This is a genomic window from Mumia sp. zg.B21 (genome assembly GCF_019550855.1).
GTDB lineage: Bacteria > Actinomycetota > Actinomycetes > Propionibacteriales > Nocardioidaceae > Mumia.
In genome coordinates, this window is record NZ_JAHWCJ010000001.1 from 402,458 (window position 1) to 428,422 (window position 25,965).

Consider the following 25,965-nt stretch of genomic DNA (forward strand, 5'->3'; position numbering starts at 1 on the left):
ATGACGGCCATGCTGACCGCCGAACACCTCTTGACCGATCTCACTCCCGACGAGCGCGAGCGGGCGGCGCGGGTCGAGGCGATCCTCCCCGCCGTCCGAGACGCGGCCCAGGAGGCCGACGCCCGCGGCCAGTTCCCCGAGGGCCACGTGAAGCTCCTCGCCGAGGCCGGCCTGCTGGGGCTCGTCGTCCCCACCGAGTACGGCGGTCTCGGTGGCGGCCTGCGCGACCTGGTCGCCACGACGTACGCGCTCGGCACGGTCTGCGGATCGACCGCCCTCGCCTTCTTCTTCCACTGCTCGGCGTCCTCGCGTGGGTTGCTGCCGCTGGCCGCGCTCGACGCCGGCCTGTACGAGGACGACGAGGTCGCGGAGGTGCGAGGGTTCGCCGAGCGCGTCCTGCACCTGATGGGCACCGACAAGCGCTGCCTCGCCAACTTCGCGAGCGAGGCTGCGAAGGCCAGCAATGCCAACGTCCTCATCTCGACCACCGCGACCCCGGTCGAGGGCGGTTGGAGCCTCGACGGCGAGAAGTCGTTCGGCTGCCTGTCGGGCACGGCCGACTTCTATCTGGTGACCGCCCGCCGCGCCGACATCGACGGGATCGACGGCATCTCGCTGTTCCTCGTCGCCCGCGACTCCGAGGGCATCCGCCCGCGGCAGGAGTGGAGCGGCCTCGGCATGCGCGCGTCCGACAACTTCGGGCTCGTGATGGAGGACTGCTTCGTCCCTGCCGACCACGCGCTGGCGGTGCCCGCCGGGTTCGCCCGTGCGACGTCGATGTCGCGCGGGTCCTGGGTGGGCAACCAGATCGCGATCGCGGCGATCTACGCCGGGATCGCCCAGGGGGCGTGGGACTACGCCTTCGAGCGCACGATGAAGGCGCGCTTCGCCGACACGGGCAAGCCGATCGCCTCCTCGCCGATGCACCAGGTGCTGATCGGCGAGGCCCAGACCGACCTGACCGACATGCACCTGTGGCTGCGCTACCAGGTGGAGCTCGAGTCCAGCGACCCGCCGATCCTGCCCAAGCCCGAGGTCATCAAGAACTGGAAGCTCGCCAAGGGCTCGATCTGCGAGAAAGCCTTCGCCGTGGCGGTCGGATCGTTGAAGATGTGCGGGACGTCGGGCGCACTGCTCGACAACGTGATCGGTCGTTCCGTACGCGACACCGCGATGGGTCTGGTCCAGGCCTTCCCCGCCGAGCGGGGACGCCTCGACCTCGCGCAGCTGCTCGTCTCCGACGAGTCGTGGAGCGGCCTCACGACCCCCGACGCGGCCGATGCGGCGGCGAAGGCGAAGACGGAGGCGGGACGAGGATGACGAGTACGGCGGACACTGCGGGTCCGGCGGCGGTGACGCTGCCGGAGCTGGTCGAGGTCGTGGCGGGGGAGGTCGCCCCGGCGACCGGCACGCTCGACCTGTACCTGGAGGACCCATCCCGTGCCGTGCGTCTCGGCCCCGCGGTCGAGAGTGCACCGGAGTCGGTGGAGCGAGCCCTTCGCGCCGCCGACGCCGCCCACACCACGGGGACGTGGTCGTCGACCTCGCCGGCCGAGCGGGCCGACCTGCTCGACGCCGTCGCGACCGCGCTCGAGGCGCGTCAGCCCGAGCTCGCCGCTCTCGAGGCCTTCGCCACCGGCGTCCCTGTCCGTCAGACCTCCATCGTCGGCATGATCGTGCCGGGCGCCTTCCGCCTCGCCGCGGAGATGCTCCGCTCGGGCGCGCTGGTCGAGGCGCCGGTCACCGGCGCGAGCGGCCAGCCGGTCGAGGTGCTCCGGCTGCCGGTCGGACCGGCGGTCTGCCTGGTCCCGTGGAACGCGCCGGCACCGATGGCGGCCCACAAGGTGGCGAGCGCCCTGGCGGCCGGGTGCCCGACGATCCTCAAGCCCAGCGAGTACGCGCCGTACGCGACGACTCTGCTCGGGACGACCGTGGCGGAGGTGCTCCGTGACGCCGGCGTCGACGGGGGAGTCTTCCAGCTCCTCCAGGGCGGCCCTCGTGTCGGTGGGTCGGTCGTGACCGACCCCCGCATCCGCGCCGTCTCCTTCACCGGGGGTGCCGCCGGCGGCAGAGCGGTCGCGGTGGCCTGCGCCGAGAACCTCAGTGCGCTCCAGCTCGAGCTGGGTGGCAACAACCCTCTCGTCGTCATGCCCGACGCCGACCCGGAGGTCGCTGCGCGCGCCGCCGTCGACCTGCTCACGACGCTCAACGGTCAGTGGTGCCGCGCGCTGGGCCGCCTCGTGCTGCCCGAGGCGTCGGCCGACGCGATCATGGCTCTGGCGCTCGAGCGGCTCGCGGCGCTCAAGGCGGGGGACCCGCTCGACGAGTCGTCCGACCTGGGTCCGATCGTCCACTCGGTCCACCTCGCGCGTCTCGAGGGTGCGCTTGCGAGCCTCAAAGCCGCCGGTGGCGAGATCCATCGCGCGACCACGCTTCCTGACGCCGGCAACTACCTGGCGCCTGCGCTCGTCACGGGCGTGGCGCCCGAGGACGCCGTCGAGGAGGTCTTCGGGCCGATCGCCACGGTCCACACCTACGCCGACGAGGCGGAGGCGCTGGCGATCGCCAACGGCACGGCGTACGGGCTCGAGGGCTACGTCGTCGGGACCGACACCGAGCGCGCGCTGGCCTTCGCACGGCGCGTCCGCGCGGGCGAGGTCAAGGTCAACGGCTCTTCGATCATGAGCCTGCACCTGATGACGCCGCGACCCGCCTGGGGCATGTCCGGGCTCGGCGAGGAAGGCACGATCGAGACGATCCGCTGCTTCACCGGGGCTCGCGTCGTCGGCGTCGAAGGCAGCTTCGCGCTGCACGGCCGATGAGCGCCGAGGGGTCGTCGGCCGAGCGGCTCCGCGAGCTCCTGTCCGGCGACGCAGTCGTCCACCTGCCCGGCGTCCACGACGCGGTCACGGCACGACTGGCCGTCGCGTCCGGCGCACGGGCGGCGTGCCTCTCCGGCGCGGTGGCCTCGGCCGTCGGGCTCGGACTGCCGGACCTCGGCTTCGTCCACGGGAGCCAGATCGCAGCGCGCGCTCGCGACGTCGTCCCCTCGCTGGCGGGTGTGCCGCTGCTCGCCGACGCCGACACCGGGTACGGCAACGCGCTCCAGGCCCGCGAGACGACCCGCGTCTATGCCGCGGCCGGCATCGCGGGCCTCCACCTGGAGGACCAGGTGGCCCCGAAGCGGTGCGGCCACATGAGCGGCAAGGCGGTGATCGGGGTCGCCGAGGCCGCAGGCCGCGTCCGCGCGGCGGTCGACGCCCGCACCGGCATCGTGGTCGTGGCGAGGACCGACGCCCTCTCGGTCGAGGGCATCGGCTCGGTCGTGGAACGGGCGCGCGCGTTCGTCGACGCCGGCGCCGACGCGGTCTTCGTCGAGGGTGCCGCACCTGCCGACCTGGCCGAGGTCCGTGCTGCCCTCGGCACGCCTGCCCCGTTCGTGCTGAACCGTTCGGAGGCAGCGGGTTCCGACGGCGAGGTCCCGGACGACGCGACCCTGGCCGCGCTCGGCGTGCGGCTGGTGATTCATCCGGTCTCGGCCCTTCTCGCGGCGACGCGCGCGGTGGCCGACGTCTATGCGGCGATCGCGCGGTCCGGACGCGCCGGGGAGGCTCCGCGCTGGGCGTGGGACGACCTGACCGCCTTGCTCGGACTCGATGACCAGCTCCTGCTCGAGGAGCGCTATGCAGAGGAGGTGACCGTGCGATGACCGACACGGTCGTTGTCGTGGGCGCAGGCCCGGTCGGACTCACCGCGGCGTTGACGCTGGCTCACGCCGGCCATCCGGTGACGGTGCTCGAGGCGGGGGAGACCCTCTCGGCGGAGTCGCGCGCGAGCACGTACCACCCGCCGACGCTCGAGATGCTCGAGCAGCTCGATGTGCTCGACGCGCTGATGGAGCGCGGCATCGTCTCCCGGCTCTTCCAGTATCGTGACCGGCACGAGGGTCCGATCGCCGAGCTCGACCTCGGCGCGCTGGCCGGTGACACCCCGTACCCGTTCCGTGTGCAGTGCGAGCAGAGCAAGCTGACTCCCATCCTCCTCGAGCGGCTGCTTCAGCACGAGGGCTGCACGGTCGAGTTCGGCGAGCCGGTGACCGGCGTCGTCCAGGACGACGCCGGAGTGCGCGTGACGAGCGCGACCGGACGGGAGTGGTCGGCCGGCTGGGTCGTCGGAGCGGACGGCGCGAGCTCCGTGGTGCGCAAGGCCGTCGGTGCCGCGTTCGAGGGCATCACCTATCCCGAGCGCTTCCTCGTGGTCTCCACGACGGAGGACCTCACTGCCGCCCTCCCGGGGATCGCCGACGTCAACTACGTGTTCGACCCGTCGGAGTGGTTGGTCCTGCTGCGGACGCCGGAGCACTGGCGCATCCTCTTCCCGACCGACCCCGACAGCCCGGCGGAGGACGAGGTCGCCGCCGCCCGCGTGCAGGAGCGGCTTCGGCGCGTGGCCGACCTGGGGCGCGACTGGGCGGTGCTCCACGCGTCGCTGTACGCCGTGCACCAGCGCGTCGCCGACCGGTTCCGGACCGGTCGTGTGCTCCTGGTCGGAGACGCCGCCCACGTCAACAACCCGCTCGGCGGGATGGGGATGAACAGCGGCGTCCACGACGCGGTGCTCGCCGCGACCGCCCTTGCCGACGTGCTGGCCGGCACCGCCATCGTCGCCGACCTGGACGACGTGATGGAGCGCAGACGTGACGTCGCCCTCTCGTACGTACGCACCGTCACGCACGACAACTGGAAGCAGCTGCGCGAGCAGGACCCTGCCGCGCGCGCCACCCACCACGCCGAGCTCCGCGCCCTGGCAGCCGACCCGGCCGCAGAGCGGGCCTACCTTCGCCGGACGTCCATGATCGACTCGTTGCGGCCGCTCGACCCGACTCTCGGGGGCGCCCGGTGAGCGGTGCGGCCACCACGCCGCGGGAGAACCCGGCCCGCACCACCGAGATCGTCGGGGAGACGCCGGTCGCCAGCGCTGCTGAGGTCGACGTCGCGGTGGCCCGAGCCCGCACCGCCCAGGCCGGCTGGCTCGTCGTGGCACCTGCCGACCGCGCCGCGACGCTGCGCGCCGCGGCGGACCTGCTCGAGCCTGGCCTCGACGATCTCGCCGTCCTGATGGCGCGGGAGACGGGCAAACCGCTCGCGGACTGCCGCGGCGAGGTCGGGTTCGGCGTGGCCGTCCTGCGGTGGGCCGCAGACCGCGGGGAGGCCCTGCTCGTCGACCACGTCGTCGACGACGCCGAGGGCCGGCTCGTCCGCCGCCACCGGCCGTACGGCGTGGTCGCGGCGGTGACCCCCTGGAACGCACCGGTCGTCCTCACCATGCTCAAGGTCGCCCCGGCGTTGGTCGGCGGCAACGCCGTCGTCGTCAAGCCGTCACCCCTCGCTCCGTTCGCGGTCGAGCGGCTGCTCGCCACGATGGGGGAGGTGCTCCCCGAGGGGCTCCTCCAGACCGTCCACGGTCACGCCGACACCGCGACCGCGCTGGTCGGGCACCCCGGGGTCGATCGGGTGGCCTTCACCGGGGGCGACGTCGCCGGACGGGCGATCGCGCGGACCGCCGCCTCTGCGCTGACGCCCTCGTTGCTCGAGCTCGGAGGCAACGACCCGGCGATCCTGCTCCCCGACGTCTCGCTCGACGACGCCGCCATGGACCGTCTCGTGATGGCGTCGTTCGCGACGAGCGGGCAGGTCTGCATGGCGGTGAAGCGCCTCTACGTCCACCGCTCGCGCTACGACGAGGTGGTCGGCGCCTACCGCGAAGCAGCGGCCCGTGTGCTGCGCACAGGCGACCCGCGCCACCCCGGCGTGACGATGGGACCGGTCGTGAGCGCGGCCTCGGCCGAGCGTGTGCGCGGGCTCGTCGCGGGGGCGAGCGCCCGCGGTGCCGAGGTGCTCGAGCTGGGGTCGCTCGACGACGCGACCGCGTTCGAGGGCGGATACTTCGTCCGACCCACCCTGGTCCTCGGTGCTGCCGACGACGACGACGTGGTGGCGACGGAGCAGTTCGGTCCGACGCTTCCCATCCTCGCGTTCGACTCCGAGGACGAGGTGGTCGCGAGGGCGAACGCCGGCGACCTGGGGCTCGGCGCCTCGGTCTGGTCGCGCGACGAGGAGCACGCGTTCGCCGTCGGGGCGCGTGTCGATGCCGGGTTCACCTTCATCAACACGCACAACCGCACCGGCCTGGCGCTGAGGGCGCCGTTCGGTGGCGTGAAGCGCTCGGGGTGGGGGAGGGAGTACGGCGACGAGGGGATCCTCGAGCACGTGCAGACCTGCGTCCTCCACGCGCCGGCCGCGTTCAGGGCCGGCGGCGTCGCGTTGGCGGCGACGGCGTACCCGAGCTGACGCCCTATCAAGTTTCGGTCACGGCTGCCCTCATGGCCGTCCTCGGCCGCCCGCGACGGGCCAAGATTCTCATTCGAACCCTGTCCGCCGAGGGAATAGATCATATATAGTCTGAGCAACGTGACCCACGTCGCACGCCCTAAAGGAGCCCCCGTGAGCCAGAGTCTGAAGTACGTGCAGGAGCACCTCGACGAGTCGGGCCCCACCGACGTCAGCGAGACCTTCGCGACCTGGGCGGCGCTCGTGGAGCGGCTCAAGGCCCGCGTGTCCGAGCGGTTCGCCCTCGAACGCGACCCGTCGTCGGAGGCCCTCGAGGACTTCGGCGGAGAGACCGGGGCCAAGGGCCGGGTCCGCACCTACTCCGGTCCGGAGATCGACTGGATGGTCCACTCGCACATGGAGAACGCCGCCGCCGGCTTCTGCAACGTGCACCTGACGATCTGGCTCGGCCCCCAGGTCAAGGTCCCGCACTTCGGGATGGCGCTGGGCTGCTTCCCGCAGGGATGGGTCTATCTCGACTCCGTCCCCCGCAGCTACCTGGTCACCGACACCGACTCGTTCGACCGCTACTACGAGCCGGTCAACGAGCGGTGGGAGCAGGTCCGCAACGAGAACTCCTTCCTGGAGCCCTTCGTCAGCCGGTCGGCGTTCGTCCGCGCGGGTCTGTCACCGACCGCGTTCTGCTACATGGCGCCCGCCGCCGACGAGATGACGAGCCTCGTCACCGAGCTGGCCGAGGAGCACCTCGATCGCTGGCTCGGCTGGGTCGACCAGGCCGAGACCGTCCCGGTCGAGGAGCAGGCTGCCCTCGCGGCCGACGACGAGGCCATCCGACGCAACATCGCCGAGCGCGACCCGGCCAACGTGATGGGCGACCGCTACTTCGGTGCCGAGACCACCCAGCAGCTCGTCCGCGCGCTGTGGGGCGGCGACCGGGTGCTGCCCCGCGCCCACGAGCACGAGGCACACCGGTCCCGATGAGCCCTGCCGTCCTCGTCCGCGCGGTCCGTACCGCCGTCGGTGTCCCCGGGGCTCCTGCCCCGTACGACACCGCGCACGTCACCGTGCGCTACCCGGCCCTGCCGGCGACGACCACGGCCGAGCGGATGAGCGGCCGCCTCCCGGCGGACCCAGCAGGTGCCCCGTACCCGCTGGCCGTCATCCTCTCCGGCGTCAACGTCGCCGCCGACGCGTACTCGTGGTTGGCGGTGCGGCTCGTCGAGGCCGGCTTCGTCGCGGTCACCTATGACTGGGTCGCGGAGCTCTTCCCCGGCAAGGACGGTCCCGCAGACGTCGGGCTCACCCCCGGCGTCGATCTCGCCACCGTCGGCCCGCAGACCTACGGGAGCGGTCCGACGACCCCGGCGCTGCGTCCGGTGCTCGACGCCGTCGCCGCGCTCGGGGAGGCAGGACCGCTCGCGGGCCTCCTGGACGTCGACACCGTCGCCCTGTTCGGCCACTCGGCCGGTGGCACCGTCGCGCTCCAGTCGGCGAGCCCTCGGTGGTTCCCCGAGGTGCGCGCCGTCGTCACCTACGGCGCGCACACGATGGCGTCGCAGATGCTCGGCCACCCGCCGCGCACCCTGCTGCCGGCACCGGTCGAGGCCCCCGTGATGCTGCTGGCCGGCACGGCGGACGGTGTCGTCGCCGCCAGCGCCGTCCGGTACGGCGAGGAGCCCGGCGCGCCTACGCACGACCCGGTGACAGCCACCTGGGAGCGGGCGCTCCCGTCGACGACCGAGGCGTGGCTCGTCCACCTCGCGGGCGCATCGCACATGCTCGCCGCCCATCCCCACGATCCGACCACCGCACGCGGGTTCCTCGAGGACCCGCCGACCGGCGACGACGCCGCACGACGCGACGCGCTCGCCACCACCGTCACCTCGTTCCTCCGCGCCAGCCTGCGCGGGGATGCCGAGGCGAAGAACGCCCTGGAGCTGCTGGCGGAGCAGCCCTGCCCGGAGATCGCCGAGATCCGGCGACGCTAGGAGGAGACCCGCGATGTTCAAGAATTTCTGGTACGCCGTCGATTTCAGTGAGGACCTCCCGGCGGGGCAGCCCAAGAAGGTGAAGCTCCTCGGGCAGCAGCTCGTCATCTATCGCAAGTCCAGCGACAACAGCGTGGTCGCGATGTCGGACCTCTGCGTGCACCGCGGTGCCGCGCTGTCCGGTGGCGAGATCAAGGACGACTGCCTCGTCTGCCCGTACCACGGCTGGGAGTACGAGCCCGACGGCTCGGTGCGCAAGATCCCCGCGCACCCCGACAAGGGCATCCCTCGCAAGGCGCGCATCGACTCCTACCCCGTTCAGGAGAAGCACCGCTTCATCTGGATCTACATGGGTGACCTGCCCGAGGCCGAGCGCCCGCCGCTGCCCGACTGGTCCGCCATCGACGACACCGAGACCTATCGTGCGGTGACCGGCAGCTTCCTCTGGAAGTCCAACTACGAGCGCATCCTCGAGAACGGCGTCGACGTCGCGCACACGCCGTTCGTGCACGGCGGTGTCTTCGGCAACCGCGAGAAGCCGGAGGTCCCCGACTTCGAGGTCGAGGAGTCCGAGTGGCACTGCAAGGTGTCGGTGAAGCTCAACCCGCCGCGCTCCAAGGGCATCTGGGGGATGATCAACCCCAACAAGCAGGACCTCAAGAACCGCCCGCCGGTCCCGGTGTCGACCACGTGGTGGCTGCCCAACATGATCCTCCTCGAGATCGACACGCCCATGGGTGCGCTCAAGATCTTCGACGTGAACATCCCGATCGACGAGGAGACCACGCTCGTCAAGTTCATCGCCCTGCGCACGTTCTTCAAGGGCAAGTGGGCCGACCGTGACGCCCGACGCCGGGTGTTCAAGGTCCTGTACGAGGACGAGGCCGTCGTCAACGCGGTCCGACCCGAGCTGCTCCCGTTCGACCTGTCGGCCGAGCTGCACGTCAAGAGCGACTACAACGCCGTGCTCTACCGCCGTCGGCGCCAGGAGCTCATCGACAGGGGCTGGTCGGTCGAGGGCAACACGATCGTCGGCGAGGGGCCGGCCCGGGTGGAGGCGCGCGTGATCCCGTCGCCCATCCGCAAGGAGGTCCCCGAGCTGGCGTCGGCGTGGAACTTCAAGGAGGTCCGCAGCAAGGAGCTGCTCGGCAAGCGCGTCGAGCGCGAGGCGCGCGGCGACGTCCCCCGCACCGACACCAACGGCACGACCGAGTCGACCGATCAGACCCGTGGAGAAGAGGTCCCCGCATGAGCACCACCGAGTCCGAGGCCCCGGTCAGCCTGCCCGAAGGCCTGTGCCGCCGTACCTGGGAGCGCATCGTCACCGAGCGCCGCCTGGTCGAGGTCACCGCCGACGACGGGTCGGCCCTGCGGACGCTCACCTCGCCGATGACGCCCGAGCCGGTGGGACAGGTGCGGGTCTTCGTCTCCGAGGACGAGGCCGAGCCGGTCGCCAAGCTCGTCTACGTCGGCCTCGCCGTCGAGATGATCGGTCTCGACAGCCACATGGTGTTCGCGTTCACCCGCGGCGGTTCGCCGATCCCGCACTTCACGCTCGACTCCGTGCAGGGTCAGGGCACGTACGCGTTCCACCTGGACCTCATCCCTCGGGCCGACCTGGGCACCCACCTCCCGTACCTCGACTGGGCCTACGAGCCGCTGACGGAGACGTACGAGGAGGTGTCGACCTGGTCGGGCCTGAGCAAGGCGGCGATCGGCCCCCGGCAGAACGCGATGATGTCTCCGTGGATGCTGGTCAACCGTGCGGATGCGGACGCCTTCGTGGCGATCGAGAGTGCGGTCACCACCTACCTCGAGCACTGGTTCGGGCTGCTCGACGCCGAGGTGCCGTCCGAGGTGCTGGCCGACGTCGAGGACACCGACCTGGTGGCCCGTGACGCCCGCAGCCGGGCCCTGGTCTTCAGCCCCGAGGTCGACAAGGTCTGGGCGCAGATCTCGCGCCTCATCGGCGAGGAGTCGGCCGAGGACGTGCGGACGCACCTGCTCGACAACGAGGTGCGCGCGTGACGGCGACCGCCGATCCCGAGGTAGGAGCCGACACCACCAGCGAGTGGCAGCAGCGCATCGAGGGGGAGTGGCACGGCCGGCCGTCGCTGTTCGACGCCCAGGGCAACCACGTCGGCTACGAGCACGTGGTCCGCGCGAGCGTCGTCGAGGACGGCGTCTCCCGCTACTGGATGCGCACGAACCTCGAGGGCAGCGGCCCGCTGCGCAACCGCTTCGAGCTCGGCGCGGACTTCGACTTCGGCATCGTCGACTCCGACCAGAACCGCGTCTACTGCGGTCCCGACTTCTACGGGACGGGTCAGCCGTACGGCTTCTTCGTCGAGGCGAACTACTACTCGCCCGGCTGGCAGGCGGACCTGCGGACCTGGAACCAGGTGCTGCCCGACGGCGTGACTCAGGTCTACTCGTCGGTCCTCCACGACGGATGGGCCGTCTGTGCGGTCTTCAACGGCGTCTACAAGCGCACGCTGGACCACGAGACGAACCCTGAGACCCAGACGTTCGTCGACGAATGGATCGCCGCCGAGACCCGTCGCGGGTCCATCCCTCAGGTCCTCCCCACCAAGGAGGCGGGCGCCTGGACAGGCAGCCTCTCGGTCGAGGACGCCGCGACGCAGACGACCGTCGGCCAGACCGACGTACGCATCGACCACGAGCCGCTCTCTCTCCTGCGCGCCCGCCAGCGCGTCACCTGGGAGGGCGCGCTCGACCGCTCCTACACCCTCGAGCGCTACCGCGACGGTGCGCGGGTGCAGTACGACGGGCCGGACGTCTTCGGCAACGCGGTCTCGTACGGCCGGGCGCTCTTCACCACGCAGCACCTCATGGGGGCTGACGCGCGCGGGGTCGAGAAGATCCGCGGTCGTGAGTTCCTCCTCGACCCGCAGACGCGAGAGCTCTCGATCGTGTGGCAGCTGCTCAGCGGTGAGCGGACGACGCACTTCGTCCACGGACTGCTGACCTGGGAGCCTGCGACGTGAGCGCCTCCCGGGTGGTCGTCGTGACCGGCGGCACTCGAGGCATCGGCCTCGGGCTCGCCGGCCAGCTCCTCGAGCGGGGCTGCCGTGTGGTCGTCTGCGGCCGGTCGTCGGCAACGGTCGACACCGCCGTCGCCGAGCTCGGCGCCGTCGGTGGTGACCGCGTGAGCGGGATCGCCGCCGACGTCACAGACCGGGAGTCCCTGCAGAAGCTGTGGGACCACACGACCGAGACGTTCGGCCGGGTGGACGTGTGGATCAACAACGCCGGCGTCTCCGCGCCCCGCCGTCCGTTGCCGGAGATCCCCGCGGCTTCGGTCGAGAGCGTGATCCGTACCAATCTCGTCGGTGCCATCAACGGCAGCGCCGTCGCGCTCGCCGGATTGTCGGCCCAGGCCGGCGGCGGATGGATCTGGAACATGGAGGGCTTCGGCTCCGACGGCCAGCTCCAACCCGGCATGGCGGTCTACGGGGCGAGCAAGCGCGCGGTCACCTACCTCACCGCCGCGATGGTCAAGGAGGCGAAGGGCACCGACGTCCGAGTCGGCTACCTGTCGCCCGGCATCGTCGCGACCGATCTGCTCGTCGACGACTACGACGGCCAGCCCGAGGCGTTCGAGAAGGCGCGCAAGATCTTCAACATCCTCGGTGACCGGGTCGAGACCGTCACCCCGTGGCTGGCCGACCACGTGCTCGCCGCGAGCAAGAACGGGACAAGGGTCGCCTGGCTGACCCGGTCGAAGGCGATGGGCCGGTTCCTCACCGCCGGCTTCCGCTCACGGGACATCTTCGCGACCGACGAGTCCCCGGCCACGAGCAGGGGAGCGGTGGCCTGATGGCGATCGATCCGTGCACCGAGTACGGCCTGGCGCTGGCGATCGAGGACTTCGTGCCGGTGCTGCTCGCCGGCGCGGGCCTGGTCGTCCTGGCGAACGCGCTCGGCAAGGTGATTCCCGCCGTACGGGTGGGCGCACTTCTGGGTGGTCTCGTCGTCACTGCGGGCGGCCTCGGCAAGGCGGTCTGGAAGCTGCTCGTCGCAGGCCCCTGCGTGGAGATCCCCTTCCTCGAGCAGATGCTCTTCCCCTGCCTGGCGATCGGGTTCTCCGCGATCGCCTGGGCACTGGCCAGCGTGTACGTCGGCAAGGTCGTGTCCTGGGCGCCGTTCGCCCTCGTGCCCTTCGTCGGTGCATGCATCTCCGGCGCCGCGCGCAACCTCACCCCGATGCTCGCCATCGCCGCCCTCTCCGCGGTCGCGGTCGGAGCCATGGCCTCGGCGCTCGCCCGTCGCCACGACGACCAGCTCGGACGCTGGCTGTTCATCTTCTACCTCGTCGGAACCCTCGTGCTCCCTCCGCTCGCCGCTCGGCCGAACCAGACCGAGGCCTTGCAGTGGATCGAGCAGCTCACGAACTCCGGCGTCCAGCTCTGCTTCCTCATCGGCGCGCTCCGCCTGAGCAGGCGGCTCCCGCACGCCGAGCGTCCCTCCGTCCCCGAAGGAGCCTCCCTCTCATGACCGACCGCCTCGGCTACCGCCGCAAGTTCGGTGTGATCGCCCCGAGCACCAACACGATCGTCCAGCCCGAGTTCGACATGATGCGCGTCCCCGGTGTCACCTCGCACTACGGACGGATCCTCATCCGAGACGGCCGTATCGCCGACGACGAGGGCATGCAGAACCTGCTCGTCCAGATCCGAGCCGCGATGGCCGACTGCGTCGAGGGCGTCGTGACGATGGAGCCCGACTACATGGTCATGGGCATGAGCGCCGAGACCTTCTGGGACGGCGTCGAGGGCAACCGCCAGTTCGTCCAGCAGATCCAGGACCTCTCGGGCGGGCTCGGCGTCGCCACCGGCGCCGAGGCCTGCGAGCGCGCGCTCCAGCTCTACGGTGCCAGGAAGATCGGCATCGTCACGCCGTACACCCCGATCGGTGACGAGAACGTCCGGAAGTTCTTCACCGAGCTCGGCTTCGAGGTCGACAAGATCAAGGGCCTCAGCTGCGAGAGCGCCGTCGCGATCGCGCACGTCAGCGAGCAGACGCTGCGTGAGGCGATCATCGAGGTGGACGGACCCGACGTCGACGCGATCGTCCAGTGCGGAACGAACCTCTGCATGACCCAGCTGGCCGACGAGGCCGAGCGTTGGCTGGGCAAGCCGGTCATCGCGATCAACGCCGCCACCTGGTGGATGGCGCTGCGCGAGAACGGCATCGAGGACAAGCTCCACGGCTTCGGATCGTTGCTGCGCGACCACTGACCGCCCCCCGTCTCCGTGCAGGGCCGTGTTCCCCCGGCCCGGCCCTGCACGGTCTGCACCGTCCACGTCTCCGCCGCCCGCGCCTCCGGCCGGGCGGCGGAGACGTGCTGTGCCGGGCGTGCTGTGCCGGGCACTGAGACGGTTCCTGGAATCGCGAGACAGTGTTCCAGTTCGGAGGTTACGGTTCCCCCACCCCGGACTCGCCGCCGACCGTGCCCGCCGTCTGCTCGGGCTCGAGGGTGATCTGGTCGAACGGCAGCAGCGGTTCCACCTCAGGGAACACCACGAGGAACAAGATGAGGACGACCCCCACGAACAGGGCCACGGCGATCAGCGCCTTCACGGCCGTGGGCCCGGGAAGGATCCGCCACAGGGCTGCGTACACGTCAGGCCTCCGATCCGGAGCGGGTCTCGACGAGGTGTCCGTGCACGATGAGGCGCTCGCTGGAGCCCCATCGGGGATGGCAGGTCACGATGGTCAGCCGGGCCTTTCGGGCTCTGGCCGCGGGCTTTCCCGGGACGGGGAGCAGGATGTCGACCGCGGTCGGTGCGACGATCTCGGTGCGGTCGACGACGTAGGTGTAGGTGTCTCCGACCGCCTCGACGACCACGGTGTCGCCCTTGCGGACGCGGTCGATGTGCGCGAACGGCTCACCGTGGGTGGCGCGGTGACCGGCAACGCCGAAGTTGCCGACCTGACCCGGCTGCGCCGTCTCGGGGAAGTGTCCGGGACCACGCGCGAGCTGCTCGTCCGACACGCCTTCCACCACGACCCACGACCAGTCGTCGCCGAGCCGGGGGATCCTCATGACGGCGATACCCGACCCTCGTGGGGGAGCGACCTTGGCCGGCTCGGCGGGCACGTTCGAGCTCGGTGTGGCGGCGGCGGCCTCGACTTGGCTCTCGAAGTCGTCTCGCAGGTCGACCTGTGCGGCCGCGGTCTGCACATCGCTCCAGACCACGAGGTAGACGGCGAAGAGCAGCACGACCACGCCACCGGTGACCAGCAGCTCCGCGCCGGAGCGCACCACGGTGCCGGCCACCCTCGCGGACTGGCTCATCACGGACCTGCGCATCAAAATCCTCTCGGATATATCATTGACAATATCGTCTGCGTGGTTGAGCCTATCCCTACTTGCACTCCCGATGTGTGCAATGCAGTGGACAGGACTGCGACTCAGGTCGGGCCCCTCGGGGCCCCCTACCCGAAGAAGGAGCGCGGGTAGATGAGATCTAAGAAACGCGTCGTGGCCCTGCTGGCTGGAGCCAGCATGCTTGCGACGACAGCAGTCACCGTGGGCGCCACCTCGGCGTCCGCGGCGACCCCGTCAGGCGGGTGTTGGGTCTACTCCGTGGCGGCTGGTGCCGCCCTCGAGGACACCTCGACGACGGGCAACCTCTCCAGCTCGCTGGCGGCGTGGGGCAACAATGCCGACTACACCCTCACCACCAGTGGCGGGAGCACGGTCGGCAGCTCACGCAACTTCACGCTGACCTTCAACACCGGACCGACCAACGGCGGTCCGGCGGCGTCCGGCACGGTCTACTACTACTTCTCGGTCAACGGCGTGAACCTGCCGGTGGTCCAGAAGGGGTTCTCCGCGCCGGGCTTCGGTCCGATCCCCGGGGACACGGTCCAGGGCTCGTTCCCGGTCACCAGCTCGGGGACCAACACCCTGAAGCTTCGCAAGGTGATCTACGACATCCCCGACTACACGCTGCGCGTCCAGTGCAACGGGCAGTCGGGCGGAGTGGCGAACGGGGTCAACCCGGCCACCACGCCGGTCGACACCAACATCAGCGCGAGCTTCTCGGCGGTCGGTCCGTCGGCCTCCATCACGGGGATCAGCAACCAGGTCGTCACCAACGCGGCACGCAAGAACGACGTGATCAGCTTCGGCGTCACGAACTTCTCAGCGGCCGGCACCGGTACGGCCGAGCTCTGCAACACCAGCGGGACCAGCTGCGACGCGACGTCCTCGACGCTCTCGATCGCGGGCGACGGCACGGGCTCGGGCACCCTCGCGGTGTCCGCCACGCCGACGACCGGGGCACGGTCCCTGAAGGTCACCTCGGGCGGTGAGACGAGCCTGACCCCGATCACCATCCTGGGCAACGTCACCGTCTCGACGAACGTCACCGGCGGTGGCGCCGGCACGGTCGTCACCGTCACGGGCTCCAACTGGGACCCGAACCAGCCGGTGAGCGTCAGCGGCACCAAGAGCGGTCCGCCGTTCCCGCCGCCGGCCTCGTCCGACCCGGCTGTCACGACGACCGCCGACTCCGCGGGCAACATCTCGGCCACGTTCATCGTGAACGATTCCGGGACTGCCTACATCGGTGCGAGTCGCATCCACGCGCCCGGCCCCCCGCCGGTCGCCATCTTCGCCTCGCAGGCGTTCACCTTCTCCGGTGACACCTGCACGGCGAAGCAGGGAGCGGCGACCACGGGCAGCTGCTCGCTGCTCGAGACGCTCGACCTGACGGTCGTCGCGGGCGACCTGAAGATGTCGAAGGACGCAGGAAACGTTCTGATGTCGGGCGTCTCGCTCGACGGTACGGACCAGACCTCGACCGGCGATCTCAAGGACGTCACGGTGAAGGACTACCGCGGAGGTTCCCTCGGGTGGTCGCTCGTCGGTCGCTTCTCGGGCCTCAACGGTCCCGCGAAGCCGAGCGGCGGCAACTTCACCATCGCTCCGAACGCCCTGACCTGGACGCCGAAGTGCGCCGCCCAGAGCAACACCGACGACACCGTCGTCGCGGGCGCATCGGCATCGTTCGCCGATGCCTCGACCGACCTGCCGCTGTGCGCGGTGGCGACGTCGGGTCTGGGTGCCGACGGGACCAGCGGAGGCGACGCTGTCGCCGACGCCGGGCTCTCGCTCGAGGTCGGAGCCAGCCAGGCGGCCGGTACCTACACCGGCCTCCTCACGTTGACGCTGTCGTGAGTCCGCTCTCGACACGTCATCTGTCATGACACGCACCACGTAGCACCGGTCCGGGTGGGTGCCGCTCTCGCGGCACCCACCCGGATCGCCACGTCCCCCTTCGGCGAGGAGTGCCGACCGATGATCCGAACCAAGCACCTGGCGGGTGCCCTGATCGCCTTCGTCATGCTCGCCGTGGCGACGGCCGTCGTGCCGTCGCCGGTGCATGCTGCGGACAACGGCGCCTGGTCGGTCACGCCCACCCCCGGCTCCGAGTCGTCGCCGACGCCTCGCAGCTACTTCGTTCTCGAAGGCGCTCCCGGCGCGACGCTCACCGACAAGGTGCGGATCCGCAACTACACGAAGCGGGCGCTGACCTTCTCGCTCTACGGAGCCGACGGCTACAACACCGAGCAGGGCGGTTTCTTCGCGCTGCGGACGCTCGACCGTCCGCAGGTCGACGTCGGTGCCTGGGTGAAGCTTCCCGTCCAACAGGTCAAAGTCGCGCGCCGGACCCAGGTGGACGTCCCGATCACCATCCAGATCCCTGCCAACGCGACCCCCGGCGACCACGTGGGTGGCATCGTCGCCCTCAACGGTGCCATCGAGGGCTCGGCCGAGTCCGGCGGACTCGACGTCGGCATCAAGCGCGCGGTCGCCGCACGCCTCTACCTCCGCGTGAGTGGTCCGACGACCCCCGCACTCGAGGTCAGTGACGTCCAGCTCGACCACGACCGTGGACTCTTCCCCTGGTCGGGGTCCGGCAAGGGCCGCGTGACCTACACCGTCGAGAACACCGGCAACCTGCGGCTGTCGCCGGCGAGCGTGATCACTGTCTCCGGCCTGGGGGGCCGCGAGCTCGACGAGGTGGAGACCGCAGCCGTGGTCGATCTCCTCCCGGGTCAGACCGCGAAGCTGAGCGCCGACGTCGCGGGCATCGGCTCTGCCGACCGGGTGTCGGTCGACGTCACCCTCGCGACGCCGGAGGGCGTCCGCGACGAGAGGTCGACCACCGCCTGGATCGTCCCCTGGCCGCTCGTCGTGATTCTCCTGCTCGCCCTCGCCGGCGCCCTGTGGTGGTGGCTGAGACGACGGGCCGAGCGACGGCGAGCCTTCGAAGCCGTCGCGACCGCCCCCACGCTTACGATCGGGAGCAGCCGGTGAGGACAGCACGAAAGCTCGGGATCCTGCTGGCACTGCTGGCGACGCTGACGTTCGCCGGTGGTTTCTGGGCGCCGACCCAGGCCGCGGACGAGCCGGCGAGCGGTCTCTCCGCCACGGTCTCTCCGGGCACCGCCGGGTACGCCGACCGGGTGAAGGTCAAGGGCGTCGGCTGGCCGGCGATGACGCAGGTGCAGGCCGTGGTCTGCGGCGACCTCGCGATCGGCGGGTCGTCTGCCTGCGACCAGGGCACCGCCGTCCTCGGGGTCGCCAACGTCGACGGTGAGGTGGATCTCGACCTCGTCGTCGGCAACCCGCCGCGACCCTGCCCGTGCGTCGTCCGGCTCGCCTCGTACACCGGGCCGGCGCTCGCCGTGGACTCTCCGCTCGTGATCACCGGACACCCGACGGGGACGCCCCCGACACCCGTGCTGCCGTTGCCGAACCTCCACGTGAAGGAGGTCAGGCTCGAGGGCAGCGGCGGGTTCTGGGGCCTCTTCGGGGCCGCTCCCGCCCGCAAGCTGGTCGTGACCATCGAGAACCGCGGCACCGCGCCGGCCGTCAACCCGCCGATCAAGATCGGCGTCGGCCAGTCGGCGGAGACCGAGCCGACCGTGGGGGTCGGCCGTGACCTGACGATCCAGCCCCTCCAGAGCAGTCGTCTGGAGATGAACGTCGAGCTGCCGTTCGCCGCGTTCGGCACCTACCACGTGGTCGGGTCCGTCGGCGAGGGCGATCTCGGGACGACGTTCGAGACCACGTGGGGCGCCTACCCCTGGGCACTGATCGCCTTCACCATCATGTGCGCGGCACTGCTCGCCCTCGGGATCTACGTGCGCCTGAAGGCGGCTCAGGAACGCAGGAAGGCCCGGATGCCGGGGGAGTCCGCCGCGGCGCTGGCGAGCAAGCCGTACGGCCTCCCGGACGTGGTGTACGTGGAGTCGCTGGGCGGCTTCCTCGTGAGCCCGAAGGCCGTCGGCAAGACGCGTCTCATCAACCGCCTCGACGGCCGCCTCGAGGGTCCTGACCTGGTGGCGCTGCTCGGCGACCCCGGCTTGGCCTCGCAGACCCGCGTCCTCTCCGGCACGGCTGCCGACGGGGGAGGGGGCGGTGCAGCGGTGGTTGACCTGCCGTCGCTGGACGCGTGGCTGACTCGACGTGACCCGTCGGGGGCGCCTTCCGGTGACGATCCGGCGGCTCCGGTCTCCGCGGACGCCGTCGTCGACGTCGACGCGGTCGATACCTGGCTGGCGCACCGAGAGGGCAAACGCTCTTCTCAGACCACCTAATATCGTATATTCTAGCGACTCAACGTAGGCGGGCTGGAGGGCTGATGCGGCACCAGAAAGACCCTGTGGGCGGACCGGATCGATCGTTGGTGATCCGGGCCAGCGCGGCATTCGCGTGCTTCGCGCTCGCCCTCGTCGGCTGCGGAAGCATGATGCCTGGAGCGGTGGTCGGAGACGGCGCCGGAGGCACCTCGGTGTCTGCCGAGGGAGTCGGTCCGGGCGTCACCGACGATGCGGTCAAGGTTGTGTTCGTCGGTGTGGACCTCGAGGGTGTCAAGGACATCACGGGCTTCAAGACGGCCAACGCCGGCGATCCCGAGAAGCAGGTCGAGGCCCTCGAGGCCTGGGTCAACGCCAACGGTGGAGTCGCTGGGCGCAAGCTCGACGCCGTCTTCCGGATGTACGACGCGGCGGTCGACTCCCCGGCGGCCGAGGAGCAGCTCTGCAACAAGGTGACGCAGGACGACAAGGCGTTCGCCGTCGTGCTCACCGGTCAGTTCCAGAGCAACGCGCGCCCGTGCTACGCCCAGCGCAAGACCCTGGTGCTGGACGCGACGCTCGTCGCCACCGACGACGCGACGTACGAGAAGCTCTCGCCCTACCTCTGGTCGCCCAGCTACCCGTCGTACGACGGCTTCGTCCGTGCGTACGTCTCGACACTGAAGGAGAACGGCTTCTTCAAGGGGCGCAAGCGCGTCGGTGTCATCGCCGCCGACAACCCGATCAACCGCTCGACGATGGAGAAGCTGGCCGTCCCCCTGCTCGAGGACGCCGGTGTCAAGCCCGAGATCGCGTGGGTCGACACCACCGACCAGGGCAGCCTCTTCCAGGGCAACGACCAGGGGGCGGTGACCTTCCGGAGCGGCGGCATCGACCGCGTCATGTTCCTCGGTGGCGCGCGACTGGCCTCGATCTTCGCGTCCGTGGCCAGCGCGCAGAGCTTCTCGGCGCGCTACGCGATCTCCTCGTTCGACAACCCCAGCTTCTTCGTCAACAACCCCGAGACGGTCCCGTCCGACGTCCTCAAGGGGATGGTCGGAGTCGGCTTCGCCGCCGGCCAGGACGTCACCGACGACCAGCTTCCGTTCCCCGGCACCGAACCGGAGAAGCGCTGCATCGACATCTACGCCGATGCCGGCATCACGTTCTCCTCCCGCGAGGCGGCACGCGTCGCCCTCCCGTACTGCGACGCCGCCATGCTGCTGCAGGCGGGAGCCACCGAGCTCACCGACAACCTCAACGCGGCTGCGTGGGGCGCGGCGGTGGAGGACCTCGGGTCGGCGTTCGTGCCGGCCACCGGGTTCACGGGGACCCTCGGGCCGGGCCGCCACGCGGCCTCCGGCGCCTACCGGGTGCTCTCGTTCGACCGCGACTGTCGCTGCTTCGTCTACAAGGGGGGCGACGTTGACTTCCCGACGTCGTAGCCCGGCCTCGTACGCGCCTCGCTCCGGAGCCCCCGCCCTGGCGGTGGAGGGCATCCAGTGCTCGTACGGCCAGGTCCAGGTGCTCTTCGACGCGGGACTGGTCGTCGAGGAGGGCGAGATGGTCGCGCTCCTCGGCCCGAACGGCGTCGGCAAGAGCACGATGCTGAAGGTCATCGCCGGCCTGCTGCGCCCCGATGCAGGCAGCGTCCAGCTCGGCGGGGTCGACGTCACGTCGGCACCGACCCGCGAGCGCATCGCTCGCGGGCTCGGTCAGGTCGTCGGCCAGGCGACGTTCAGCTCGCTGACCGTCACCGAGAACCTCCGGATGCACGCCTACACGATCCAGGACCGTGCCTGGGCCGAGGAGGCCGTCGAGGCGGCCCTCGCGGTGTTCCCCCGGCTTCGGGCGCGTCAGGACCAGCCGGCGTCGACGCTCTCCGGTGGCGAGCGGCAGATGCTGGCGCTCTCGAAGGCGATCGTCCAGGACCCGCGCATCCTCGTCATCGACGAGTTCTCGCTCGGACTCGCGCCGGTCGTCGTGGGCGGCCTGCTCGAGCTCGTCCGCCGCCTCAACGAGCGCGGCACCGCGGTGCTCCTCGTCGAGCAGTCCGTGAACGTCGCGCTGTCGCTGGTCGACCGCGCCTACTTCATGGAGAAGGGCCAGATCGTGGCCTGCGAGACCGCGGCCGAGCTGAGCGCCGATCCCGAGCGGGTGCGTGAGCTGATGCTCGGCGGACACGTGGCGGTGGCCCGATGATGGGATTCGAGATCGGCATCGACCGGATCCTCATCGGTGTCTTCACCGGCCTCACGTACGGGCTGCTGGCCGTCGGCCTGGTCCTCGTCTACCGCTCGAGCCGCTTCGTCAACTTCGCGCACGGCTCGATCGGTGCGTTCGGCGCCTCGGTGCTCGGACTCCTCGTCGTCGACTGGGGCGCTCCGTACTACCTCGCGTTCCCGGTCGCCATCGCGGTCGCCGCGGGGCTCGCCGCCGGCATCGAGATCGGCGTCGTCCGCAGGCTCGCCGGACGGCCCAGCCTCATCGGCATGATCGCGACGCTCGGACTCTCGCAGTTCATCCTCATCATGGCGCTGCTGCTCAACAGCGACGGCGTCAGCGGATTCACGTTCCCCATGCCCCCGCTGCTGCCGTCGTTCACCATCGGGCAGCTGCCGGTGACCCCGGCCCACGTCGCCATGATCGTTGTCGCACCGACGGTCCTGGTGGCGCTCGCGCTGTTCCTGCGCAAGGCGCGGCAGGGCCTCGCGATCCGTGCCGCCGCCGACGCGCCGGACACCGCCGCCCTCGAGGGCATCCGGGCGCCACGGATGTCGTCGTACGCCTGGGCGATCGCCGGCGGCATCGCGGCACTGTCGGCGATCCTCGTCACCCCGACGACGGCGGGCCAGTCGATCGACACCCTGGGGCCCGACCTGCTGCTCAAGGGTCTGGCCGGTGCCGTGATCGCGCGCATGACGTCGATCCCGATCGCCTTCGGCGCGTCCATCGGCATCGGCGTGCTCGAGCAGGTCCTGCTGTCCAACCCCGACACCCGCGGTCTCGTGCCCGTGGTGCTCGGCCTGGTCATCGTCATCGCGTTGCTTCGTCAGCCGACCCTCGGTCGTGCCGACGCCGAGCGAGGCAGCTGGCGCCGGGTCGGCGCCCCCCCGGTCCCTGCCGCGTACGCCGCCCTGCGCGGCGTCCGCGTCACGCCGTACCTCCTCGTCGGAGGCTGCGCGACGATCGCCGTCGCCCTGGCGTACGTCGTCAGCAACGAGACCGCGTCGGTCCTCACCAGCGTGGCGGGCTTCGCGCTGGTCGGCCTCAGCGTCGGTCTCATCACCGGGGTCGCGGGACAGCTGTCCCTCGGACAGTTCGCCTACGCCGGCATCGCCGCGGCGGTCTCGGTCCACCTGGTCGACTCGTGGGGGAGCTTCGTGCTCGGCACGCTCGGTGGTGTGCTGGCCGCCGCGCTCGTGTCGGTGCTGGTCGGGATCCCCGCGCTACGTCTCAAAGGTCTCGCGCTGGCGGTGTCGACGCTCGCCTTCGCCCTGGCGACGACGGCCTGGGTGCTGCGGCTCGACATCTTCCTGGGAGACGGCGTCTCACCGGCGAAGCCGCAGTGGTGGGGCTACTCGATGGACGTCGCCCGCGACTACTACCTGTTCGCGCTGCTCATGCTCGCCCTCGGCATGTTCGTGTCGGCGAACCTCTGGCGCAGCGGCTTCGGTCGGACGCTGCAGGCGCTGCGTGACAACGAGGACGCGGCCCGTGCCTTCACGGTGCCGCGCACCTTGCGCAAGCTCCAGCTCTACGCAGTCTCGGGAGCGCTCGCCGGCCTCGGTGGCGTCGTGATCGGCCACGGTCAGACGCAGCTGACGGTCAACTCGTTCCCGGCCTCGGCGAGCATCGACGTCGTCGCCCTCACCGTCGTCGGTGGCCTGGGACTCGTCGCGGGGCCAATGGTGGGTGCGCTGATCATCGTGGGCCTCCCGGGCCTGGTGGCTCTCGGCATCCCCGGCCAGGCCCTCCTGGCGCTCGGGTGGTTGCTGGTCGTCGTCCTGCTCCCCGACGGTCTCGGTGGGATCGCGATGCGGATGCGGGACCGGTGGTACGACCGGCTCGCCGTGCGTGCCGGCATCGACCCCGCTGTCGCGCGCGCCGAGCCGGACGTCACCCAGCGCTCGCCGCTGCAGAGCTCCGCGGCGCTGGACGGCCTGTTCGCCGTCGACGTCGAAGACCTGGAGGCCGGGCCGCAGGCCGCGCCGTTGCTGGTCGTCAACGACGTGAGCAGGCACTTCGGCGGCGTCGTCGCCGTGGACCACGTCGACCTCGAGGTGCACCCGGCGGAGATCGTCGGAGTCATCGGCCCCAACGGCGCAGGCAAGACCACGCTCTTCGAGATCGTCGCCGGATTCACCAAGCCCGACACGGGGTCGGTGATCTTCGCCGGTCACGACGTGACGACCGCGACCCCGGAACGCCGTGCCACCCGCGGACTAGTCCGCTCCTTCCAGGATGCGGCGCTCTTCCCGACGATGACCGTCCGCGAGACGGTCATGGTGGCCGGTGAGCGGACGGAGCCGAGCAGTCTGTTCGCCGCGTCGCTCGGGACCCCCCGACCCGACCGGATGAAGGCGCGTCGTGCCGACGAGCTGATCGACCGCATGGGTCTCGGACCGTTCGCCGGCAGGACCATCTCGGAGCTCTCCACCGGCACGAGGCGCGTCGTCGAGCTCACCTGCCTGCTCGCGCTCGAGCCGCGGGTGCTCCTGCTCGACGAGCCGTCGGCCGGCATCGCCCAGAACGAGTGCGACGCCCTCGGCGACCTGCTCCTCGACGTCCGGCGCGAGCTCGGGACGGCGATGGTCGTCATCGAGCACGACCTCCCGTTGCTGGCTCGACTCAGCGACCGGATGGTCGCGATGAACCTCGGTCGGTTGATCGCCTCGGGCACCCCCGACGAGGTCCGCAACCACCCCGACGTCGTCAGCTCCTACCTCGGGTCCGACCACTCGGCCATCGCCCGGTCGGGTCCCCAGCTGACGAGCGTCGAGCCCCTCCCCGCGGGGACACCATGACTCGTCCGATGCTCGACCGCCGTCCCACCGTCCGCCCGAACCTCACGACTCGGAGAACGAATGCCATGACTCCCAGGATCTCGACCCTCTTCCGTGCGACGGCCCTCGCGGCCGCGCTCGGGCTCGTGATGCTCCTCGGCGCGCCGGCCGCGTCGGCGGCACCGAAGCTGGACATGGGTCCCAGCACCGGAATGAAGGACGGGCAGCAGGTCACCGTCAAGGCGTCCGGCTTCGCGCCCAACCTCAAGAACATCGCCGTCGGACAGTGCAGGGCGGTCCAGAAGGGACCGTCGGACTGCAACCTGAAGGGTGGCGCGACCTTCCGGAACGCCGACGGGAGCGGAGCGATCGCCCCGGTCACCATCACTCTGTCCGAGAAGTTCGGTGCGATCGACTGCACCAAGGAGGCCTGTGTCGTGGCGGCGGCCCCGCTGCCGAACACCAGCCCAGACGACGTGGTCGCTGCCAACACCGTGTCGGTCAAGATCACCTTCGGCGGTGGCGACAAGCAGGCATCCGCCGAGCCTGCGGCGGCGCCGGCGGCGAACCCGGCACCGACCGTCCCTGAGGACGACAACGCGGGTGCGCTGCCCAAGACCGGCGGCACCGACAACCTGCCCGTCCTGCTGATGGCCGCCGCCGCCCTCGTCATGGGTGGCCTCGGCGTGCTCCTGGTGTTCCCGGGTCGTCGTCGTCACGGAGTCAGCGCATGAGGGCGCGCACGCGCCTCGGTGCGCTCGCACGGGTCGCGGGCGCCGTCGCGCTGATGGGCGGCTCGCTCGCGCTGGTGTCGAGTCCGGCGGCCGCGGCCGAGGGCACGCCGGCGGCAGGAACGGTCGCGTTCTCGTGCACGATGCCCGACTTCAAGAAGGACTTCGACTACGCGGCGAAGGTCTCGGTCGCGGGCTACCGTGCGGCGGAGGGTGGCCCCGTGACGTTGCGGGCCACGCTCAGCGACCTCCCGGGCGTGGCGCCGGTGGCGATCAACAACGCGTCGATGAGCGCGACGTTGAAGCTGACGATCGACGGTCAGGCGGTCACGCTCAAAGGCACGGGGCCGACCACGGCCGCCCCGAACGGGCCCGTCCCGGTGACCGACGTGTCCGGCACGGTGACCTCGAGCAAGGCCGAGCTGCCGGTGACGGCGACCGCGTTCACGTTCGTGGTCTCCGGCGTCGGTGGCCAGTGCACGGCGTCCACGGCGCTGTCGGTGCTGACGGTGAGCGATGAGCCGCCGCCTACGCCGACTACGCCTACGCCTACGCCTAAGCCGACGAAGGCGCCGACCACCGCTCCGGCGAAGGCGCCGACCTCGGCTCCGCCGGCAGGGAACCCTGGCAAGCCCGCCAAGGGCACGGTGAAGTTCGCGTGCGTCATGTCGATCGGGTCGAAGTTCGACTACAACGCCACGATCTCGGTCTCCGGATACCGCAAGAACGCGGGCGACCCGGTCTCCCTCCAGGCGACGATGAGCAAGCTCCCCGGCATCGCGCCGGTCCCGATCGACGGCTCGATGGAGTACACGCTCAACCTGTCGGTCGGGGGTACGGCGACCACGCTCACGGCGACGGACACGGTCAACGCCGCGCCCAAGGCCGTGGTCCCCGTCCCGACGCTCAAGGGCAGCGTCAAGGCGTCCGGTGACGAGCTCGACGTGAAGGCTTCGGGATTCTCGTTCGACTTCCCTTCTGCGTCCATCGGCGCGAAGTGCACGGGATCGGGGACGCTGTCCAAGATGACGGTCAGCAGCGAGCCTCCGGCCGACGGTGACGGTGGCGGGAGCGGCGGTGGGAGCAGCGACCCGGCCGCCACCCTTCCCAAGACCGGTGGCACGGGCTCGTTGCCCGTGATCGGTCTGGTGGCAGCATCCCTGGTGTTCCTGGGTGCCGCGGGTCTCGTCTGGCTCCCGTCGCGTCGGGGCACAGCGACGCGCGGCTGAGTCGGCATCCCGCCGACCTCACGGACAGCGGGCTCCCTGCG

At 70.8% G+C, this 25,965-nt stretch carries 23 protein-coding genes; 21 read left to right on the top strand and 2 right to left on the bottom strand.

The window, feature by feature from the left end:
- The 13 genes from KV100_RS02060 to KV100_RS02120 all read left to right on the top strand — a co-directional run bounded on the left by KV100_RS02060 (window position 1) and on the right by KV100_RS02120 (window position 13,599).
- A complete protein-coding gene (locus tag KV100_RS02060) occupies window positions 1–1,320 on the top strand; it encodes an acyl-CoA dehydrogenase family protein (protein WP_220341247.1) in 1,320 nt (439 codons plus the stop codon).
- Complete coding sequence (locus KV100_RS02065; protein ID WP_220341248.1) at window positions 1,317–2,822, top strand: aldehyde dehydrogenase; 1,506 nt, start codon at window positions 1,317–1,319, stop codon at window positions 2,820–2,822. The genes KV100_RS02060 and KV100_RS02065 overlap by 4 nt, the downstream gene beginning before the upstream one ends.
- Window positions 2,819–3,709: an oxaloacetate decarboxylase gene (locus KV100_RS02070; protein ID WP_220341249.1), complete on the top strand. Its 891-nt coding sequence runs from the start codon at window positions 2,819–2,821 to the stop codon at window positions 3,707–3,709. Before KV100_RS02065 ends, KV100_RS02070 begins: the two co-directional genes overlap by 4 nt.
- A complete protein-coding gene (locus KV100_RS02075) occupies window positions 3,706–4,902 on the top strand; it encodes an NAD(P)/FAD-dependent oxidoreductase (RefSeq protein WP_220341250.1) in 1,197 nt (398 codons plus the stop codon). The genes KV100_RS02070 and KV100_RS02075 overlap by 4 nt, the downstream gene beginning before the upstream one ends.
- Complete coding sequence (locus KV100_RS02080) at window positions 4,899–6,350, top strand: aldehyde dehydrogenase family protein (RefSeq protein WP_220341251.1); 1,452 nt, start codon at window positions 4,899–4,901, stop codon at window positions 6,348–6,350. Before KV100_RS02075 ends, KV100_RS02080 begins: the two co-directional genes overlap by 4 nt.
- Window positions 6,351–6,503: 153 nt before the next feature.
- On the top strand, window positions 6,504–7,331 hold the full coding sequence (locus KV100_RS02085) for a hypothetical protein (protein WP_220341252.1): 828 nt from the start codon (window positions 6,504–6,506) through the stop codon (window positions 7,329–7,331).
- Window positions 7,328–8,338, top strand: coding sequence for a hypothetical protein (locus KV100_RS02090; protein ID WP_220341253.1), 1,011 nt, complete (start codon window positions 7,328–7,330; stop codon window positions 8,336–8,338). The genes KV100_RS02085 and KV100_RS02090 overlap by 4 nt, the downstream gene beginning before the upstream one ends.
- Before the next feature lie 13 nt (window positions 8,339–8,351).
- Complete coding sequence (locus KV100_RS02095; RefSeq protein ID WP_220341254.1) at window positions 8,352–9,590, top strand: aromatic ring-hydroxylating dioxygenase subunit alpha; 1,239 nt, start codon at window positions 8,352–8,354, stop codon at window positions 9,588–9,590.
- Window positions 9,587–10,366, top strand: coding sequence for a hypothetical protein (locus KV100_RS02100; protein ID WP_220341255.1), 780 nt, complete (start codon window positions 9,587–9,589; stop codon window positions 10,364–10,366). Before KV100_RS02095 ends, KV100_RS02100 begins: the two co-directional genes overlap by 4 nt.
- On the top strand, window positions 10,363–11,346 hold the full coding sequence (locus KV100_RS02105; protein ID WP_220341256.1) for a hypothetical protein: 984 nt from the start codon (window positions 10,363–10,365) through the stop codon (window positions 11,344–11,346). Before KV100_RS02100 ends, KV100_RS02105 begins: the two co-directional genes overlap by 4 nt.
- Window positions 11,343–12,179: an SDR family oxidoreductase gene (locus tag KV100_RS02110; RefSeq protein WP_220341257.1), complete on the top strand. Its 837-nt coding sequence runs from the start codon at window positions 11,343–11,345 to the stop codon at window positions 12,177–12,179. Before KV100_RS02105 ends, KV100_RS02110 begins: the two co-directional genes overlap by 4 nt.
- Window positions 12,179–12,856, top strand: a complete 678-nt coding sequence (locus KV100_RS02115; RefSeq protein WP_220341258.1) for a hypothetical protein — start codon at window positions 12,179–12,181, stop codon at window positions 12,854–12,856. The genes KV100_RS02110 and KV100_RS02115 overlap by 1 nt, the downstream gene beginning before the upstream one ends.
- On the top strand, window positions 12,853–13,599 hold the full coding sequence (locus tag KV100_RS02120) for a hypothetical protein (protein ID WP_220341259.1): 747 nt from the start codon (window positions 12,853–12,855) through the stop codon (window positions 13,597–13,599). Before KV100_RS02115 ends, KV100_RS02120 begins: the two co-directional genes overlap by 4 nt.
- A 178-nt stretch (window positions 13,600–13,777) precedes the next feature.
- Here the strand turns inward: KV100_RS02120 and KV100_RS02125 are convergent, their stop codons facing one another.
- Window positions 13,778–13,984, bottom strand: a complete 207-nt coding sequence (locus KV100_RS02125) for a hypothetical protein (RefSeq protein ID WP_220341260.1) — start codon at window positions 13,982–13,984, stop codon at window positions 13,778–13,780.
- A 1-nt stretch (window position 13,985) separates the two neighbouring features.
- Window positions 13,986–14,675 (bottom strand): class E sortase, encoded by a 690-nt coding sequence (locus tag KV100_RS02130; RefSeq protein WP_220341261.1) that lies wholly within the window; start codon window positions 14,673–14,675, stop codon window positions 13,986–13,988.
- A gap of 171 nt (window positions 14,676–14,846) precedes the next feature.
- On the opposite strand from KV100_RS02130, the gene KV100_RS02135 reads away from it, so the two are divergent.
- From KV100_RS02135 to KV100_RS02170, 8 genes are all read left to right on the top strand, one after another.
- On the top strand, window positions 14,847–16,550 hold the full coding sequence (locus tag KV100_RS02135) for a hypothetical protein (RefSeq protein WP_220341262.1): 1,704 nt from the start codon (window positions 14,847–14,849) through the stop codon (window positions 16,548–16,550).
- Between the two features lie 120 nt (window positions 16,551–16,670).
- Window positions 16,671–17,693 (top strand): WxL protein peptidoglycan domain-containing protein, encoded by a 1,023-nt coding sequence (locus KV100_RS02140; protein WP_220341263.1) that lies wholly within the window; start codon window positions 16,671–16,673, stop codon window positions 17,691–17,693.
- On the top strand, window positions 17,690–18,979 hold the full coding sequence (locus KV100_RS02145; RefSeq protein WP_220341264.1) for a hypothetical protein: 1,290 nt from the start codon (window positions 17,690–17,692) through the stop codon (window positions 18,977–18,979). The genes KV100_RS02140 and KV100_RS02145 overlap by 4 nt, the downstream gene beginning before the upstream one ends.
- An 89-nt stretch (window positions 18,980–19,068) precedes the next feature.
- Window positions 19,069–20,403 (top strand): ABC transporter substrate-binding protein, encoded by a 1,335-nt coding sequence (locus KV100_RS02150; RefSeq protein ID WP_220341265.1) that lies wholly within the window; start codon window positions 19,069–19,071, stop codon window positions 20,401–20,403.
- The gene (locus KV100_RS02155; RefSeq protein ID WP_220341266.1) at window positions 20,384–21,160 is read left to right on the top strand and encodes an ABC transporter ATP-binding protein; all 777 of its coding nucleotides are present in this window, start codon (window positions 20,384–20,386) and stop codon (window positions 21,158–21,160) included. The genes KV100_RS02150 and KV100_RS02155 overlap by 20 nt, the downstream gene beginning before the upstream one ends.
- A complete protein-coding gene (locus KV100_RS02160) occupies window positions 21,160–23,985 on the top strand; it encodes a branched-chain amino acid ABC transporter permease/ATP-binding protein (RefSeq protein ID WP_220341267.1) in 2,826 nt (941 codons plus the stop codon). Before KV100_RS02155 ends, KV100_RS02160 begins: the two co-directional genes overlap by 1 nt.
- 65 nt (window positions 23,986–24,050) lie before the next feature.
- Window positions 24,051–24,698 (top strand): neocarzinostatin apoprotein domain-containing protein, encoded by a 648-nt coding sequence (locus tag KV100_RS02165; RefSeq protein WP_220341268.1) that lies wholly within the window; start codon window positions 24,051–24,053, stop codon window positions 24,696–24,698.
- On the top strand, window positions 24,695–25,924 hold the full coding sequence (locus tag KV100_RS02170) for a hypothetical protein (protein ID WP_220341269.1): 1,230 nt from the start codon (window positions 24,695–24,697) through the stop codon (window positions 25,922–25,924). Before KV100_RS02165 ends, KV100_RS02170 begins: the two co-directional genes overlap by 4 nt.
- Window positions 25,925–25,965: the final 41 nt, after the last annotated feature.

Coding starts and splice junctions, on each gene's coding strand:
- KV100_RS02060 (WP_220341247.1), top strand. CDS start 1: ATGACGGCCATGCTGACCGCCGAACACCTCTTGACCGATCTCACTCCC.
- KV100_RS02065 (WP_220341248.1), top strand. CDS start 1,317: ATGACGAGTACGGCGGACACTGCGGGTCCGGCGGCGGTGACGCTGCCG.
- KV100_RS02070 (WP_220341249.1), top strand. CDS start 2,819: ATGAGCGCCGAGGGGTCGTCGGCCGAGCGGCTCCGCGAGCTCCTGTCC.
- KV100_RS02075 (WP_220341250.1), top strand. CDS start 3,706: ATGACCGACACGGTCGTTGTCGTGGGCGCAGGCCCGGTCGGACTCACC.
- KV100_RS02090 (WP_220341253.1), top strand. CDS start 7,328: ATGAGCCCTGCCGTCCTCGTCCGCGCGGTCCGTACCGCCGTCGGTGTC.
- KV100_RS02095 (WP_220341254.1), top strand. CDS start 8,352: ATGTTCAAGAATTTCTGGTACGCCGTCGATTTCAGTGAGGACCTCCCG.
- KV100_RS02100 (WP_220341255.1), top strand. CDS start 9,587: ATGAGCACCACCGAGTCCGAGGCCCCGGTCAGCCTGCCCGAAGGCCTG.
- KV100_RS02115 (WP_220341258.1), top strand. CDS start 12,179: ATGGCGATCGATCCGTGCACCGAGTACGGCCTGGCGCTGGCGATCGAG.
- KV100_RS02120 (WP_220341259.1), top strand. CDS start 12,853: ATGACCGACCGCCTCGGCTACCGCCGCAAGTTCGGTGTGATCGCCCCG.
- KV100_RS02130 (WP_220341261.1), bottom strand. CDS start 14,675: ATGCGCAGGTCCGTGATGAGCCAGTCCGCGAGGGTGGCCGGCACCGTG.
- KV100_RS02140 (WP_220341263.1), top strand. CDS start 16,671: ATGATCCGAACCAAGCACCTGGCGGGTGCCCTGATCGCCTTCGTCATG.
- KV100_RS02160 (WP_220341267.1), top strand. CDS start 21,160: ATGGGATTCGAGATCGGCATCGACCGGATCCTCATCGGTGTCTTCACC.
- KV100_RS02165 (WP_220341268.1), top strand. CDS start 24,051: ATGACTCCCAGGATCTCGACCCTCTTCCGTGCGACGGCCCTCGCGGCC.
- KV100_RS02170 (WP_220341269.1), top strand. CDS start 24,695: ATGAGGGCGCGCACGCGCCTCGGTGCGCTCGCACGGGTCGCGGGCGCC.